Consider the following 16,334-nt stretch of genomic DNA (forward strand, 5'->3'; position numbering starts at 1 on the left):
GTGTCACTTTCGCTTTGGCAGCAGTGTCTTGCCCGATTGCAGGATGAGTTACCAGCCACAGAGTTCAGTATGTGGATACGCCCGTTGCAGGCGGAACTGAGCGATAACACGCTGGCTTTGTATGCGCCAAACCGTTTCGTGCTCGATTGGGTAAGGGATAAATACCTTAATAATATTAATGGATTACTCAATAATTTCTGTGGAGCGGATGCCCCACAGCTGCGCTTTGAAGTCGGTACTAAACCCGTCACGCAAACGCTGAAAACGCCGGTCAACAATGTTGTTGCGCCCGCCCACGTGGCTCAGCAAGTGCAACCACAACGTGCTGCTCCGGCGGCGCGTCCAGGCTGGGATAACGTCCCGGCTCCGGCAGAACCTACCTATCGTTCTAACGTCAACGTCAAACACACGTTTGATAACTTCGTTGAAGGTAAATCTAACCAACTGGCGCGCGCGGCGGCACGTCAGGTGGCGGACAATCCTGGCGGCGCCTACAATCCGTTATTCCTATATGGTGGTACGGGTCTGGGTAAAACCCACCTGTTGCACGCTGTCGGTAACGGCATTATGGCGCGTAAGCCAAACGCCAAAGTGGTGTATATGCACTCCGAGCGTTTTGTGCAGGACATGGTCAAAGCCCTGCAAAACAACGCGATCGAAGAGTTTAAACGCTACTACCGTTCCGTTGACGCGCTGCTGATTGACGATATCCAATTCTTCGCGAATAAAGAGCGATCGCAGGAAGAGTTTTTCCACACCTTTAACGCCCTGCTGGAAGGCAATCAGCAGATCATCCTGACCTCGGATCGCTATCCGAAGGAGATCAACGGCGTTGAAGATCGTCTGAAATCCCGCTTTGGCTGGGGACTGACTGTCGCGATCGAACCGCCTGAACTGGAAACGCGTGTTGCGATCCTGATGAAAAAAGCCGACGAAAACGACATTCGTCTGCCGGGTGAAGTAGCGTTCTTTATTGCCAAGCGTCTACGCTCTAACGTACGTGAGCTGGAAGGCGCACTGAACCGCGTGATCGCCAACGCCAATTTTACCGGCCGGGCGATTACTATCGATTTCGTGCGTGAAGCGCTGCGCGATCTGCTGGCTTTGCAGGAAAAGCTGGTCACCATCGACAATATCCAGAAGACGGTGGCGGAGTATTACAAAATCAAAATTGCGGATCTGCTTTCTAAGCGTCGATCTCGCTCGGTAGCTCGTCCGCGCCAGATGGCGATGGCGCTGGCAAAAGAGCTCACTAACCACAGTCTGCCGGAAATTGGCGACGCGTTTGGTGGGCGTGACCATACTACCGTGCTTCATGCCTGCCGCAAGATTGAGCAGTTGCGTGAAGAAAGCCATGATATTAAAGAAGATTTCTCCAATTTAATCAGAACATTATCTTCGTGACGCTATGAAATTTACCGTTGAACGTGAACATTTATTAAAACCGCTTCAGCAGGTCAGCGGCCCGCTGGGTGGACGTCCTACACTGCCTATTCTCGGAAACCTGCTGCTGCAGGTTGCTGACGGCACGCTTTCGCTGACCGGTACCGATCTCGAAATGGAGATGGTGGCGCGCGTGGCGCTGATCCAGCCTCATGAACCTGGCGCGACCACCGTTCCGGCGCGTAAATTCTTCGATATTTGCCGTGGATTGCCGGAAGGCGCGGAAATAGCCGTTCAACTGGAAGGCGACCGTATGCTGGTGCGTTCTGGCCGCAGCCGTTTCTCGCTGTCTACGCTGCCTGCCGCCGACTTCCCGAATCTGGACGACTGGCAGAGCGAAGTCGAATTCACCCTGCCGCAGGCGACGATGAAGCGCCTGATTGAAGCCACGCAGTTTTCGATGGCGCATCAGGACGTACGTTACTACTTAAACGGCATGCTGTTTGAAACCGAAGGGGAAGAGCTGCGTACCGTGGCGACCGACGGTCACCGCCTGGCGGTTTGTTCAATGCCTGTTGGTCAGCCGTTGCCAAGCCATTCGGTGATCGTACCGCGTAAAGGTGTGATTGAACTGATGCGTATGCTCGACGGCGGCGATAACCCGCTGCGCGTGCAGATTGGCAGCAACAACATTCGTGCGCACGTTGGTGACTTCATCTTCACCTCTAAGCTGGTTGATGGCCGTTTCCCGGATTATCGCCGCGTATTGCCGAAGAATCCGGACAAACATCTGGAAGCCGGTTGCGATATCCTCAAACAGGCGTTTGCGCGTGCGGCGATCCTCTCGAACGAGAAATTCCGCGGCGTGCGTCTGTATGTCAGCGAAAACCAGCTCAAAATCACCGCCAACAACCCGGAGCAGGAAGAAGCAGAAGAAATTCTGGATGTCTCCTATCCTGGTACAGAACTGGAAATCGGCTTTAACGTGAGCTACGTACTGGACGTTCTGAACGCGCTGAAGTGCGAGAACGTGCGTATTCTGCTGACCGATTCCGTATCGAGCGTACAGATTGAAGATGCCGCATCACAGTCGGCTGCCTATGTTGTTATGCCAATGAGACTGTAATGTCGCTCACCCGCCTGTTGATCCGCGATTTTCGCAATATCGAAAGCGCGGATCTCGCTTTATCCCCTGGCTTTAACTTCCTGGTTGGCGCGAACGGCAGCGGCAAAACCAGCGTCCTGGAAGCCATCTATACGCTCGGCCATGGCCGGGCGTTTCGCAGTTTGCAGATTGGCCGCGTGATTCGCCACGAGCAGGAGTCGTTTGTTTTACACGGGCGTTTGCAGGGTGAAGAACGTGAGACGTCGATAGGCCTGACGAAAGACAAACTGGGCGACAGCAAAGTGCGCATTGACGGCACTGACGGGCACAAGGTTGCAGAACTGGCGCACCTGATGCCGATGCAACTGATCACGCCAGAGGGGTTTACTTTACTCAACGGCGGCCCCAAATACAGAAGAGCATTTCTTGACTGGGGATGCTTTCACAATGAAGCCGGATTTTTCACCGCCTGGAGCAACCTGAAGCGACTGCTCAAGCAGCGCAATGCAGCACTGCGCCAGGTGAGCCGTTATGAGCAACTGCGCCCGTGGGATAAAGAACTGATCCCACTGGCGGAACAAATCAGCACCTGGCGCGCGGAGTACAGCGCCGGTATCGCGCAGGATATGGCGGATACCTGCCAGCAGTTTCTTCCCGAGTTTTCGCTCTCCTTCTCATTCCAGCGCGGCTGGGAGAAAGAGACTGATTATGCCGAAGTGCTGGAACGCAGTTTTGAACGCGATCGCATGTTGACCTACACTGCGCACGGCCCGCATAAGGCGGATTTCCGCATTCGCGCCGACGGTGCGCCGGTGGAAGATACGTTGTCGCGTGGGCAGCTAAAGCTGCTGATGTGCGCCTTACGTCTGGCGCAAGGGGAGTTCCTGACCCGTGAAAGCGGGCGGCGCTGCCTGTACCTGATAGATGATTTTGCCTCTGAACTGGATGACGCGCGTCGCGGACTGCTGGCCAGCCGCTTAAAAGCCACGCAATCTCAGGTCTTTGTCAGCGCAATAAGCGCTGAACACGTTATAGACATGTCCGATGAAAATTCGAAGATGTTTACCGTGGAAAAGGGTAAAATAACGGATTAACCCAAGATAAAATGAGCGAGAAACGTTGATGTCGAATTCTTATGACTCCTCCAGTATCAAAGTCCTGAAAGGACTGGATGCGGTGCGTAAGCGCCCGGGTATGTATATCGGCGACACGGATGACGGCACCGGTCTGCACCACATGGTATTCGAGGTGGTAGATAACGCTATCGACGAAGCGCTCGCGGGTCACTGTAAAGATATCGTGGTAACGATTCACGCTGACAACTCCGTGTCCGTTACCGATGATGGCCGTGGTATCCCAACCGGTATTCACCCGGAAGAGGGCGTTTCGGCAGCGGAAGTTATCATGACCGTTTTGCACGCAGGCGGTAAATTCGATGATAACTCCTATAAAGTTTCCGGCGGTCTGCACGGCGTGGGTGTTTCCGTCGTTAACGCCCTGTCACAGAAGCTGGAACTGGTGATTCGTCGTGAAGGCAAAGTGCACCAGCAAACTTACGTGCACGGTGTGCCGCAGGCGCCGCTGGCAGTAACCGGCGAAACAGAACTGACCGGGACTCAGGTCCGTTTCTGGCCAAGCCACGAAACCTTTACCAATGTTGTTGAATTTGAATACGACATTCTGGCGAAACGTCTGCGTGAGCTGTCATTCCTGAACTCCGGCGTCTCTATTCGTCTGCGCGACAAGCGTGACGGCAAAGAAGACCATTTCCATTATGAAGGCGGCATCAAGGCGTTTGTTGAATACCTCAACAAAAACAAAACGCCGATCCACCCGAATATCTTCTACTTCTCCACCGAAAAAGACGGTATCGGCGTTGAAGTTGCGCTGCAGTGGAACGATGGTTTCCAGGAAAACATCTACTGCTTCACCAACAACATTCCACAGCGTGACGGCGGTACTCACCTTGCAGGCTTCCGTGCGGCGATGACCCGTACCCTGAACGCCTACATGGACAAAGAAGGCTACAGCAAAAAAGCGAAAGTCAGCGCTACTGGTGATGATGCCCGTGAAGGCCTGATTGCCGTTGTTTCCGTGAAAGTACCGGATCCGAAGTTCTCCTCACAGACCAAAGACAAGCTGGTCTCCTCTGAGGTGAAATCGGCGGTAGAACAGCAGATGAACGAACTGCTGAGCGAATATCTGCTGGAAAACCCGTCTGACGCGAAAATCGTTGTCGGCAAAATTATTGATGCTGCGCGTGCTCGTGAAGCTGCACGTCGTGCGCGTGAAATGACCCGCCGTAAAGGCGCGCTCGACTTAGCCGGTCTGCCGGGCAAGCTGGCGGACTGTCAGGAACGTGACCCGGCGTTGTCCGAACTGTACCTTGTGGAAGGGGACTCCGCGGGCGGTTCTGCTAAGCAGGGCCGTAACCGTAAAAACCAGGCGATTCTGCCGCTGAAGGGTAAAATCCTCAACGTCGAGAAAGCGCGCTTTGACAAGATGCTCTCCTCTCAGGAAGTCGCGACGCTGATCACCGCGCTCGGCTGTGGCATCGGTCGTGACGAGTACAACCCGGACAAACTGCGTTATCACAGCATCATCATCATGACCGATGCCGACGTCGATGGCTCGCACATTCGTACGCTGCTGTTGACCTTCTTCTATCGTCAGATGCCGGAAATCGTTGAACGCGGCCACGTTTACATTGCACAGCCACCGCTGTACAAAGTGAAAAAAGGCAAGCAGGAACAGTACATTAAAGATGACGAAGCGATGGATCAGTATCAGATCTCTATCGCTCTGGATGGCGCAACGCTGCACACCAATGCCAACGCACCAGCCCTTTCAGGTGAGTCGTTAGAGAAACTGGTTTCTGAATACAACGCGACACAGAAAATGATTGGCCGTATGGAACGTCGTTTCCCGAAAGCGCTGCTGAAAGAGCTGGTTTATCAACCGACGCTGCCAGAAGCTGATTTGGCAAATGAACAGGCCGTTACCCGCTGGGTGAATGCACTAATTACCGAGCTGAACGAAAAAGAACAGCACGGTAGCCTGTGGAAGTTTGATATCCACCACAACGCAGAGCAGAACCTGTTTGAACCGATTGTGCGCGTCCGTACTCACGGTGTGGATACCGACTACGTTCTGGACCACGAGTTTGTGACCGGTGGCGAATACCGTCGTATTTGTACGCTTGGCGAGAAGCTGCGTGGGCTGATCGAAGACGATGCGTTTATCGAACGTGGCGAGCGTCGCCAGCCGGTTGCCAGCTTTGAGCAGGCGCTGGAATGGCTGCAGAAAGAGTCTCGTCGTGGCCTCGCTATCCAGCGTTATAAAGGTCTGGGCGAGATGAACCCGGAACAGCTGTGGGAAACCACCATGGATCCGGAAAGCCGTCGTATGCTGCGCGTTACCGTGAAGGATGCGATTGCTGCCGACCAGCTGTTCACCACGCTGATGGGCGATGCCGTCGAACCACGCCGCGCGTTTATCGAAGAAAACGCCCTGAAAGCGGCGAACATCGATATTTAAGCCAATCTATAGGCCGGATAAGGCGGTTTACGCCGCTATCCGGCAAGACGTTGTATTGTGCCTGATGGCGCGTTGCTTATCAGGCCTACAAACGACAACCAATCTACAAAAAGGGGAATCTCGATTCCCCTTTCTATCCCCCTTTTCGTAGCTGTTTTTTGAGCGGAATCGCGTTAGCATGAGGACGGACTCATTTAATCCGGGGAACTCATGGCTATCAAACTTATTGCTATCGACATGGATGGCACACTTCTGCTGCCCGATCACACCATTTCACCAGCGGTCAAAACGGCGATTGCCGCGGCACGCGCGCGTGGCGTGAATGTGGTGCTGACCACGGGACGCCCGTATGCCGGCGTTCACAGCTATCTGAAAGAACTACATATGGAACAACCCGGTGACTACTGCATTACCTACAACGGTGCGCTGGTGCAGAAAGCAGGGGATGGCAGTACCGTGGCGCAAACCGCGCTGAGCTATGATGATTATCGTTACCTGGAGCAGCTTTCCCGGGAAGTTGGCTCGCATTTCCACGCCCTCGATCGCAATACGCTGTATACCGCGAACCGTGATATCAGCTACTACACGGTGCACGAATCGTTTGTCGCGACCATTCCGCTGGTGTTCTGTGAAGCCGAGAAAATGGATCCCGCAACCCAGTTCCTGAAAGTGATGATGATTGACGAGCCGGAGATCCTCGATAAAGCTATCTCTCGTCTACCTGCGGAAGTAAAAGAGAAGTACACCGTGCTGAAAAGTGCGCCGTATTTCCTCGAAATCCTCGATAAACGCGTCAATAAAGGGACGGGCGTAAAATCGCTGGCTGATGCGTTAGGCATTAAAGCCGAAGAGGTGATGGCGATTGGCGATCAGGAAAACGACATTGCGATGATTGAATACGCAGGGGTGGGCGTTGCCATGGATAACGCTATTCCGTCAGTCAAAGAAATCGCCAACTTTGTGACGAAATCTAACCTTGAAGATGGCGTCGCGTATGCCATTGAGAAATTTGCGCTGAATTAAGAAATTATGGGCAAGTGCCTTGTTACATTTGCCCATTTAAATATTTATTGGTGATAATAATTAAAAAATAATATTTGTAATGGAGAGGTTACGACATCCAGAGTGATAGTAATGGGCAGCAGTCCGTTTGTGACGAATTCGGGTATATGTGAGGTTTTATATTCGTAAAAACCAACGGTAAATGGATGATAAAACGTAAGCATCTGCGAGTAATCCTGTTTGGTGCTTTTTTTATGGATTGTCCCTTGCAGTTTGGATAGATTTTTAGTGCAGTATTGCGCTGAGCAGTCAAAACCGTAGCCCGTAAGCACTTGTTTAACGTCCTGCATTTCCCCTGTGTATTTAAGCGTTAATACGCCTTTAAACACCTTTTTATTGTCGCTGATGATGAATTTGGCGATATCAACTGCCTGTAAATTATGACGGTCGATTTGCGGATCTTGCAGCAACTTCACCACGCTTTCGGCACCACTGGTTATCAGATAATCAAACGTTTTACCGACAAAGACATAGCCTTCATTACCATCATTATCTTTACCTGACGATAAGCCAAAAACGGTGTCTGTTTCCCACTTTTCCATTGTTGTGTGTGGATCGCCTGCTTTGAGCCACATAAAGCTCAGGCACCCTGATAACATAACGCTAAGCGATGATACGACCAGCGATTTTACCAACCAGCTATATTTTATGTTCAACTTAATCCCTTAAAAAAACGCGCCATAATGTCATAGCCATACTACGCGATTTCTCACGCTTTGCTTTTGCTGGCGGGTGACTTTCAGATTTTGCCAAGGGAATATGCGCCACGCCGCTGCGCATTATCCATTTACGGGAAAACGCTGACGTCAGGGCCCGGCTTTTCAGGATTTTGCCATACAGTTTGAGACGTAACTTGTGGGTGGCTTTACGGTAAGCGTGATTCATATCTGGTGTATCCCGCAGCAGTACCGATTTGAGGATCTCCGCGCTGTCCAGCGCATAGCTAATCCCTTCCAGCGAGCTGGCGCTGATAAAACCGGCCGCTTCACCGATCAAAAATGCGTTGTCCTCGCCGCAGACGAAGTCTTTCCAGCGTGAGGGGAATAGCACCGTACATTTTTCACTTTTCACCGGTTTGCCGAACTGGAAATGGAACGCTTCCAGCTTCTCTTTCAGCGCGTCAAAGCGTGCCTGTCCGTCCTTCATGGGGTAGGCGCCACCAAAGATAAAATAGCCATCTTTGCTGATACTCCAGGAATAACAGTCAGTTGCATCGTTATCAAAAATACAGGAATAGAACGGTACGGGATGCTTTTCCGCAAACCATTGTTGAATAGCGACATATTTACGGATTTGGTGCTGTGGATAGAGATGACGGCGCACCAGTGAGTTCGCGCCGTCTGCCCCCACCAGATAACGTGCAGTGATCTGCTGCTCCCAACCGTCGGCGCGGAAGATAACATGCCATTTATCGCCCTCGCGCCAGATTTTCCGACACAGGCTGTCGTGATACACCTGCACATCATCAGGGATGAGAGATTTAAGCCATAAATCAAAAGCATGGCGGTTGATATTAATGTAGCTGCGCTGGTAGTTACGCGTCAAAGAAGCGGCAACATCAACCGTTTTAACGCTAAAAATCTGCGGGTTGGCGATAACATCAACGGGTAAGGTAATCCCGTCGCGGATAAACGAACGCTGGGCGTCCGGGGCCAGCAGACCGCCGCAGGGTTTAGTGAAACCTTCGTTGCCGCACTGGCGTTTTTTATCCAACGCAATCACGCGCATTTTTCCGCTCAACTGTCGCGCCAGCGCTGCGCCTGCCGGACCTAAACCGATAATCGCTACGTCAAAATGTTCCATCTTTCTGTCCGCAAAAATGAAGATGGCGATACGCTAAAGCCTGAAAGTGAAGTGCTTGTGAAGTATGATTGTTTTAATCGTCTTGTATCAGGGCATCCCATGAAGCAAATCACCTTTACGCCGCGTAATCATCAGCTTACCAATATCAATACCTGGACACCGGACAGCCAGTGGCTGGTCTTTGATGTGCGCCCTTCCGGCGCCTCTTTTACCGGTGAAACAATTGAGCGCGTCAATATCCATACTGGCGAGCTGGAGGTGATTTACCGGGCTACTCAGGGATCGCACGTTGGCGTGGTGACCGTTCATCCAAAGTTGGAAAAATATGTCTTCATTCACGGGCCTGAAAATCCTGATGAAACATGGCATTACGACTTCCATCATCGTCGTGGGGTGATTGTTACGCAGGCTGGGGTGGAGAATCTGGATGCAATGGATATTACTGCGCCCTATACGCCAGGTGCGCTGCGCGGCGGGAGTCATGTGCATGTCTTTAGCCCGAACGGTGAGTTTGTCAGTTTCACCTATAACGACCATGTACTGCATGAGCGCTCTCCGGCGCTCGATTTACGCAACGTCGGCGTGGCTGCACCGTATGGTCCGGTGAAGGTCTCCGCGCAGCATCCGCGTGAATACAGTGGCAGCCATTGGTGCGTGCTGGTGAGCCAGACGACACCAACGCCAAAACCGGGTAGCGATGAGATTAACCGCGCCTATGAAGAGGGCTGGGTTGGAGAAAACAGGCTGGCGTTTATCGGTGATACGCTATCAGCTACTGGAGAGAAAGTACCAGAGCTGTTTATTGTTGATTTGCCACAGGATGAAAGCGGCTGGAAACAGCCGGGGGACGCGCCTCTGGAGGGGACTGACATGACCATGCCTGCGCCACCGTCCGGTATCCGCCAACGCCGTCTGACGTTTACCCATGAGCGCGCCTTCCCGGGGCTGGTGAATCAGCCTCGCCACTGGGTACGCAGTAATCCAAAGGCAGCTGAGATTGCGTTTTTAATGCGTGATGACAACGGTATTGTACAGCTATGGCTGATTTCCCCACAGGGTGGAGCGCCGCGTCAGCTTACCCAGTGCGCTACGAATATTCAGTCAGCCTTTAACTGGCACCCATCGGGGAAATGGCTGGGATTTGTACTGGAGAACAGAATTGCCTGTTGTGATGTTCAAACGGGCGAGATTGATTTTTTAACGGAACGTCATGATAACCCGCCGTCGGCCGATGCGATCGTCTTCTCCCCTGATGGTCGACAGGTTGCGTGGATGGAAGACGTCGAGGGTTTCCGCCAGCTGTGGGTGACTGAAACCGGGCGTTAATTTATGGAGCAGACATTTCTGCCGGGGGAATAACGGCGTTCGTGGCCTGGGTTCTCTCCTCGCTCTTTTCTACGCGGGATCTCACCGAGTTATCTTTGCGAAAGAGATCCCAAGGTAGCAATACCGTATCGAGCACCGCGGTAAAAGGCATATCCAGAATCGCCAGCGACTTGGTTCCCCAGTTCGTATCACTTTCGCTAATCATTGTGGCACTGGCTCGCGTGCCAGGATACGTCCCTTCTTTGCCACCTGTATGCGACATGATGCTGGAACAGCCGCTTACAAACGCCATCCCACTACACATCGTCAATGTTACCAACATTTTTTTAATCATCATTTATTCATCTGTATTTATCGTGTTTGCATGGTGAGTTAAAGCGATCCGTTGCGAAAATAACATCACCATTTCGTCGCACTGTGGCGGCCATCGCGATTTAACGAGAACAACTGCTCCCCCCAGTGTATGCAATAGACAACAAACTGCAAAAAAAGTCAGATGAATACGCTTGAAAAGTTTGTATTAAGACCCATTTTTAGAGTGTAGACAAATGAAGGGCATGCCTGATGGGTGTCCTGGCTACCTGACCTGTCCATGATGGAAGGTCAATTATTCTCGCTGATTTCAGGAGCTATTGATTATGCGTAACTTTGATTTATCCCCGCTGTACCGTTCTGCTATTGGTTTTGACCGTCTGTTTAACCTGCTGGAAAACAATCAGGGCCAGAGCAATGGTGGCTACCCTCCGTACAACGTTGAGCTGGTAGACGAAAACCATTACCGCATTGCAATTGCCGTTGCCGGTTTTGCTGAAAGCGAACTGGAAATTACTGCCCAGGACAATCTGCTGGTGGTAAAAGGCGCCCATGCGGACGATCAAAAAGAACGTACTTACCTGTATCAGGGTATTGCCGAGCGCAACTTTGAACGCAAGTTCCAGTTAGCGGAGAACATTCATGTTCGCGGCGCAAACCTGGTAAATGGTCTGCTGTATATCGATCTTGAGCGCGTGATTCCTGAAGCGAACAAACCGCGCCGCATCGAAATCAACTAATTCTGTTGGCCGCTTCAGGCGGCCTTGCTAAGTCATCGGCTTGCCGTCAGGGAGCCGAAAGGTACCTACTCGCTTCTTAGAAGGAGATTATTATGCGTAACTACGATTTATCCCCACTGCTGCGTCAATGGATCGGTTTTGACAAACTGGCCAATGCCTTGCAAAACACCGGTGAAAGCCAGAGCTTTCCGCCTTATAACATCGAAAAGAGCGATGATAACCACTACCGCATTACCCTTGCGTTAGCCGGTTTCCGCCAGGAAGATCTGGATATTCAACTGGAAGGCACGCGCCTGACCGTGAAAGGTACGCCGCAGCAGCCGGAAAAAGAGACCAAATGGTTGCATCAGGGGCTGGTCACTCAGCCGTTCAGCCTGAGCTTTACGCTGGCTGAAAATATGGAGGTCTCCGGCGCAAGCTTCACTAACGGCTTGCTGCATATTGATTTGACCCGGAATGAACCTGAAACCATTGCTCCACAACGTATCGCCATCAGCGAACGTCCCGCATTAGATAGTTAAATAGCTCCATGCCTTTGCCCCGCCAGAAATGACGGGGCTTTTTTGTGCTTTACCACCCATACATTGCGACTGTACTCTGCGAGAATCCATTTACTTAATGATGTTATTCACAGGGAACAGGATATGAGTGATATAGCATTGACGGTCAGCGTTCTGGCATTAGTGGCAGTTGTCGGATTATGGATCGGCAACATAAAAATACGTGGCGTGGGTTTTGGCATTGGAGGCGTGCTGTTCGGCGGTATTATCGTCGGGCATTTTGTCGATCAGGCAGGGATGACCCTGAGCGGCGACATGCTGCATTTTATTCAGGAATTTGGCCTGATTCTTTTCGTCTACACCATTGGTATTCAGGTGGGGCCGGGCTTTTTTGCTTCTTTGCGCGTTTCGGGCCTGCGGCTGAATCTGTTTGCTGTGCTGATTGTCATCATGGGTGGCCTGGTCACCGCGATCCTGCATAAGATTTTTGCCATTCCTCTCCCTGTGGTGCTGGGAATATTCTCTGGAGCGGTCACCAATACCCCGGCGTTAGGTGCGGGGCAGCAAATTTTGCGCGATTTAGGTACGCCTGGCGATGTGGTTGACCAGATGGGGATGAGCTATGCCATGGCTTATCCTTTCGGCATCTGCGGAATTTTACTCACCATGTGGCTGATGCGCCTTATTTTCCGCGTTAACGTCGATGCTGAAGCCCAGCAGCATGAATCCACGCTGACCAACGGGCACGCACTGATTCAGACGATGAACATCCGCGTGGAAAACCCAAACATCAACAATATGGCGATTCAGGATGTCCCGATTCTGAACAGCGACAAAATCATCTGCTCGCGTCTGAAACGTGACGAGACATTGATGGTGCCGTCGCCAGGGACTGTTATCCAGATGGGCGACCTGCTACACCTGGTCGGGCAGCCTGCTGACCTGCATAACGCGCAGGTGGTGATTGGGCTGGAGGTAGACACATCGCTGTCCACGCGAGGTACCGATTTACGCGTCGAACGCGTGGTGGTGACCAACGAACAGGTACTGGGTAAACGTATCCGCGACCTGCACTTTAAAGAACGTTACGACGTGGTGATTTCCCGCCTGAACCGTGCGGGTGTTGAGCTGGTAGCCAGCAGCGACGCCAGCCTGCAATTCGGGGATATCCTCAATCTGGTGGGACGTCCTTCGTCCATTGATGCTGTTGCCAATGTTGTGGGTAACGCGCAGCAAAAACTGCAGCAGGTGCAGATGCTGCCGGTATTTATCGGTATCGGGCTGGGGGTTCTACTGGGTTCAATCCCGCTGTTCATCCCGGGGTTCCCGGTGGCGTTGAAACTGGGGTTGGCCGGCGGGCCGCTGATTATGGCCCTGATCCTGGGGCGTATTGGTAGCATCGGTAAGCTGTACTGGTTTATGCCTCCCAGCGCTAACCTGGCGTTGCGAGAGTTGGGTATCGTGCTGTTTCTTGCAGTGGTGGGTCTGAAGTCAGGCGGTGATTTTGTCGATACCCTAACACAGGGAGATGGTCTGAGCTGGGTGGGCTACGGTATTTTCATTACCGCGATTCCGCTTATTACCGTGGGCTTGCTGGCGCGAATCTTTGCCAAAATGAACTATCTGACACTGTGTGGCATGTTGGCTGGCTCAATGACCGATCCCCCGGCTCTGGCGTTTGCTAATAACCTGCATGCCACCAGCGGGGCAGCAGCGCTCTCCTACGCTACCGTTTATCCACTGGTCATGTTCTTGAGGATTATCACCCCGCAACTGTTGGCGGTGCTCTTCTGGGGATTAGGTTAAAACTGACTTATCCGGCCTGCATCTCCTGTAGGCCGGATAAAACGCAACTCTCCATCCGGCATTACAAACCCCTCTCTCTTTCCCATTGTCTCATCACCCGACTCGCCCACTCGTTTGAGAATCAGGTTCATACTCCTTAACTGTTCCGGTATAACGACCAGACAACAATATTTAAGGAGCTGTCATGAAGATTTCTCGCCTTGGAGAAGCACCGGATTATCGCTTCTCGCTGGCAAATGAACGTACCTTTCTGGCGTGGATCCGCACCGCGCTCGGATTTCTGGCGGCGGGGGTTGGCCTTGATCAACTGGCCCCGGATTTTGCCACGCCGGTCATCCGTGAGGCGCTTGCCTTGTTGCTGTGTCTGTTTGCCAGCGGTCTGGCGATCTACGGCTACCTGCGCTGGCTACGTAACGAAAAGGCGATGCGACTGAAAGAGGACTTGCCCTACACCCACAGCCTGCTGATTATCAGCGTCATGCTGACTATTGTGGCGGTGATTGTCATGACGCTGGTGCTGTATGCCGGATAGCCGCAAATCGCGACGCATCGCTGACCCGGGGTTACAACCGGAGCGGACTTCACTGGCCTGGTTTCGCACGTTGTTGGGCTATGGCGCGTTAATGGCGCTGGCGATTAAGCACAACTGGCACCAGGCGGGAGCGTTGTTCTGGATATCGGTAGTTGTGCTGGCGATAGTGGCGATTATCCTCTGGCGCTACACCCGCAGCCGTAATCTGATGGATGTGAGTCATAGCGATTTTTCTGAATCTCGCGCGGTGCGTGACAAATTTATGATCTCCCTCGCGGTGTTATCCCTCGCAATGCTGTTTGCTGTAACGCATGTTCGCCAACTTATCGTATTTATCGGGAATTATGCATGACAGGATGTGAGAACATGGATGTTAGTGATGATGTTTTAAACGTGGTGATTGACCATCAGAAGTGTTTACAACCGGTTGAAGTGTACCGTGGTTTGCAACAAGGAAATGTTCGCCTGGTACAGTTTATTCCGCTGGTTAAGCACGATGGTTCAGGTCATCTGACAGACGAATCGGTTACGTCTGAGGCGTGGGGCCGATTTTTAATTACGATATTTGATATCTGGGTACGTGAAGATATTAATCAGATATCTATCCAGCTTTTCGATAAAACGCTTCGCCAGTGGTGTGGTCTGACGGCACAGATTGAACGACAGACCATGTCATCAATGAATACGCGTTGCCAGACATGCTCATTGTTTCAATATTACCACGGTGATTGTCCTGCGTACTGCGAGGAAAATGGAAAGGGCGTGCTGTGTGCAGGCTATCAGGCTTTCTTCAGCCACACCGCACCGCATATGCGCGTGATGCGTGACCTGCTTAAGCAGCATCGCTCACCGATGGAGCTGATGGCGATGCTGCGTTAAGCTCAGCTGTATTTAACGTCCTTTGGCCAGATACTGCGCCATTTCATCTTCCGGGACCATTCCACCGCCGGTCGCCCACACCAGATGAGTGGCGTTATTGAGCTTATCCGCGCTGAAGCCGTGCATGTGCTGATAGTCAGCAGAGGCGCAAACGTGTTGCGGACCGACCATCCCTGCCAGCGCTGACGGTTCGAGGCGAATACCTTCTTCCTGCGCCAGCCAGCCCAGCATGTCGTACATAGTCTGATCGTCCAGGGAGTACAGACCGTCGAGCAGACGTTCCATTGCCCGGCCAACAAAGCCAGACGCACGGCCGACAGCCAGCCCATCAGCCGCCGTCAGGTTGTCGATGCCAATATCCTGCACGGAAATCGTATCGTGCAGTCCGGTATAAATCCCCAGCAGCATGCACGGTGAATGGGTTGGTTCTGCGAAGAAGCAGTGCACGTTGTCGCCAAACGCCAGCTTCAGGCCAAACGCCACGCCGCCAGGGCCACCGCCGACGCCGCATGGCAGGTAAACAAACAGTGGATGGTCTGCATCCACCACGCGCCCCTGCTGGGCAAACTGCGCCTTTAAGCGCTGTCCGGCCACCGCATAGCCTAAAAACAGCGTGCGGGAATTTTCATCATCGATAAAGAAGCAGTTTGGATCGGACTCCGCCGCCTTACGGCCCTGTTCAACCGCCACGCCGTAATCTTCTTCATACTCCACGACCGTCACACCGTGACTGCGCAGTTTGGCTTTTTTCCATGCGCGGGCGTCGGCCGACATATGCACCGTCACCTTAAAGCCGATACGGGCGCTCATAATGCCAATCGACATGCCGAGGTTACCGGTGGAGCCTACTGCGATGCTGTACTGGCTAAAGAACTGTTTGAATTCGGGCGAAAGCAGAACGCTGTAATCGTCTTGTGTGGTCAGCAGACCGGCTTCCAGCGCCAGTTTTTCCGCGTGGGTCAATACTTCATAAATACCACCACGGGCTTTAATCGAGCCAGAAATTGGCAGGTGACTGTCTTTCTTCAGCAGAATTTCGCCATTGATGCGCTGCCCGTACTCTTTCTCCAGCCGCTTTTGCATGGCCGGAATCGCGGCCAGCTCAGATTCAATAATGCCGCCGGTGGCCGCGGTTTCCGGGAATGCCTTTGCCAGGTACGGCGCAAAGCGCGTCAGACGGGCGTGAGCATCCTGAACATCGTGTTCAGTCAGGCCAACATACGGTAAACCTTCCGCAAGAGAGGTGGTGCCTGGGTTAAACCAGGTTGTCTCCTTGAGAGCAACCAGATCTTCCACTAAAGGATACTGGGCGATAAGTGTTTGAATGTTTTCCATAGTCAGTCTCTTTG

Annotated in this window: 16 protein-coding genes and 1 other annotated feature; of the genes, 12 read left to right on the forward strand and 4 right to left on the reverse strand. The window is 52.4% G+C overall.

Going from position 1 to position 16,334, the window contains the following annotated elements; translation table 11 throughout:
* The 5 genes from dnaA to yidA all read left to right on the forward strand — a co-directional run bounded on the left by dnaA (position 1) and on the right by yidA (position 7,048).
* Entirely contained in the window at positions 1 to 1,404 is a 1,404-nt protein-coding gene (dnaA, locus tag SK35_RS00005) for a chromosomal replication initiator protein DnaA (protein WP_003827078.1), read from the forward strand.
* 4 nt (positions 1,405 to 1,408) lie between these two features.
* Positions 1,409 to 2,509: a DNA polymerase III subunit beta gene (gene dnaN / locus SK35_RS00010; protein ID WP_003023863.1), complete on the forward strand. Its 1,101-nt coding sequence runs from the start codon at positions 1,409 to 1,411 to the stop codon at positions 2,507 to 2,509.
* Positions 2,509 to 3,582, forward strand: coding sequence for a DNA replication/repair protein RecF (recF, locus tag SK35_RS00015; RefSeq protein WP_048215236.1), 1,074 nt, complete (start codon positions 2,509 to 2,511; stop codon positions 3,580 to 3,582). Before dnaN ends, recF begins: the two co-directional genes overlap by 1 nt.
* A 28-nt stretch (positions 3,583 to 3,610) precedes the next feature.
* The gene (gene gyrB, locus SK35_RS00020; RefSeq protein ID WP_048215237.1) at positions 3,611 to 6,025 is read left to right on the forward strand and encodes a DNA topoisomerase (ATP-hydrolyzing) subunit B; all 2,415 of its coding nucleotides are present in this window, start codon (positions 3,611 to 3,613) and stop codon (positions 6,023 to 6,025) included.
* Between the two features lie 210 nt (positions 6,026 to 6,235).
* The gene (yidA, locus tag SK35_RS00025; protein ID WP_003827086.1) at positions 6,236 to 7,048 is read left to right on the forward strand and encodes a sugar-phosphatase; all 813 of its coding nucleotides are present in this window, start codon (positions 6,236 to 6,238) and stop codon (positions 7,046 to 7,048) included.
* A gap of 44 nt (positions 7,049 to 7,092) precedes the next feature.
* Here yidA and SK35_RS00030 read toward each other — a convergent pair whose 3' ends face one another.
* Entirely contained in the window at positions 7,093 to 7,686 is a 594-nt protein-coding gene (locus SK35_RS00030) for a hypothetical protein (protein WP_251365200.1), read from the reverse strand.
* 58 nt (positions 7,687 to 7,744) lie between these two features.
* A complete protein-coding gene (gene cbrA, locus SK35_RS00035; RefSeq protein WP_032945448.1) occupies positions 7,745 to 8,890 on the reverse strand; it encodes a colicin M resistance lipid reductase CbrA in 1,146 nt (381 codons plus the stop codon).
* 99 nt (positions 8,891 to 8,989) lie between these two features.
* On the opposite strand from cbrA, the gene SK35_RS00040 reads away from it, so the two are divergent.
* Positions 8,990 to 10,216, forward strand: a complete 1,227-nt coding sequence (locus tag SK35_RS00040; RefSeq protein ID WP_048215239.1) for a DUF3748 domain-containing protein — start codon at positions 8,990 to 8,992, stop codon at positions 10,214 to 10,216.
* Position 10,217: 1 nt separating this feature from the next.
* Here SK35_RS00040 and SK35_RS00045 read toward each other — a convergent pair whose 3' ends face one another.
* A complete protein-coding gene (locus SK35_RS00045) occupies positions 10,218 to 10,550 on the reverse strand; it encodes a YceK/YidQ family lipoprotein (protein ID WP_003023879.1) in 333 nt (110 codons plus the stop codon).
* A gap of 238 nt (positions 10,551 to 10,788) precedes the next feature.
* Positions 10,789 to 10,861: a sequence feature (ROSE (Repression Of Heat Shock gene Expression) occurs in the 5'-region of heat shock genes and acts as an RNA thermometer to modulate expression.), on the forward strand.
* Here SK35_RS00045 and ibpA point away from each other — a divergent pair.
* The 6 genes from ibpA (at position 10,855) to SK35_RS00075 (ending at position 14,985) form a co-directional block, all read left to right on the forward strand.
* The gene (gene ibpA, locus SK35_RS00050) at positions 10,855 to 11,268 is read left to right on the forward strand and encodes a small heat shock chaperone IbpA (protein WP_003023882.1); all 414 of its coding nucleotides are present in this window, start codon (positions 10,855 to 10,857) and stop codon (positions 11,266 to 11,268) included. Its footprint overlaps the feature before it by 7 nt.
* A 92-nt stretch (positions 11,269 to 11,360) precedes the next feature.
* Complete coding sequence (gene ibpB / locus SK35_RS00055) at positions 11,361 to 11,789, forward strand: small heat shock chaperone IbpB (protein WP_003827096.1); 429 nt, start codon at positions 11,361 to 11,363, stop codon at positions 11,787 to 11,789.
* A 123-nt stretch (positions 11,790 to 11,912) separates the two neighbouring features.
* Positions 11,913 to 13,574 carry a putative transporter gene (locus SK35_RS00060; protein ID WP_048215240.1) on the forward strand — a complete coding sequence of 554 codons (1,662 nt, stop codon included), beginning with the start codon at positions 11,913 to 11,915 and terminating at the stop codon, positions 13,572 to 13,574.
* Positions 13,575 to 13,758: 184 nt separating this feature from the next.
* Positions 13,759 to 14,106: a YidH family protein gene (locus tag SK35_RS00065; RefSeq protein ID WP_048215241.1), complete on the forward strand. Its 348-nt coding sequence runs from the start codon at positions 13,759 to 13,761 to the stop codon at positions 14,104 to 14,106.
* On the forward strand, positions 14,096 to 14,458 hold the full coding sequence (locus tag SK35_RS00070; protein ID WP_048215242.1) for a DUF202 domain-containing protein: 363 nt from the start codon (positions 14,096 to 14,098) through the stop codon (positions 14,456 to 14,458). Before SK35_RS00065 ends, SK35_RS00070 begins: the two co-directional genes overlap by 11 nt.
* Positions 14,459 to 14,472: 14 nt before the next feature.
* Positions 14,473 to 14,985: a radical SAM protein gene (locus SK35_RS00075; RefSeq protein WP_003827104.1), complete on the forward strand. Its 513-nt coding sequence runs from the start codon at positions 14,473 to 14,475 to the stop codon at positions 14,983 to 14,985.
* 12 nt (positions 14,986 to 14,997) lie between these two features.
* Here the strand turns inward: SK35_RS00075 and dsdA are convergent, their stop codons facing one another.
* Entirely contained in the window at positions 14,998 to 16,320 is a 1,323-nt protein-coding gene (dsdA, locus tag SK35_RS00080) for a D-serine ammonia-lyase (protein WP_048215243.1), read from the reverse strand.
* Positions 16,321 to 16,334 lie beyond the last annotated feature (14 nt).

Origin of the sequence: Citrobacter sp. MGH105 (genome assembly GCF_001037485.2) — a bacterium.
GTDB lineage: Bacteria > Pseudomonadota > Gammaproteobacteria > Enterobacterales > Enterobacteriaceae > Citrobacter > Citrobacter portucalensis.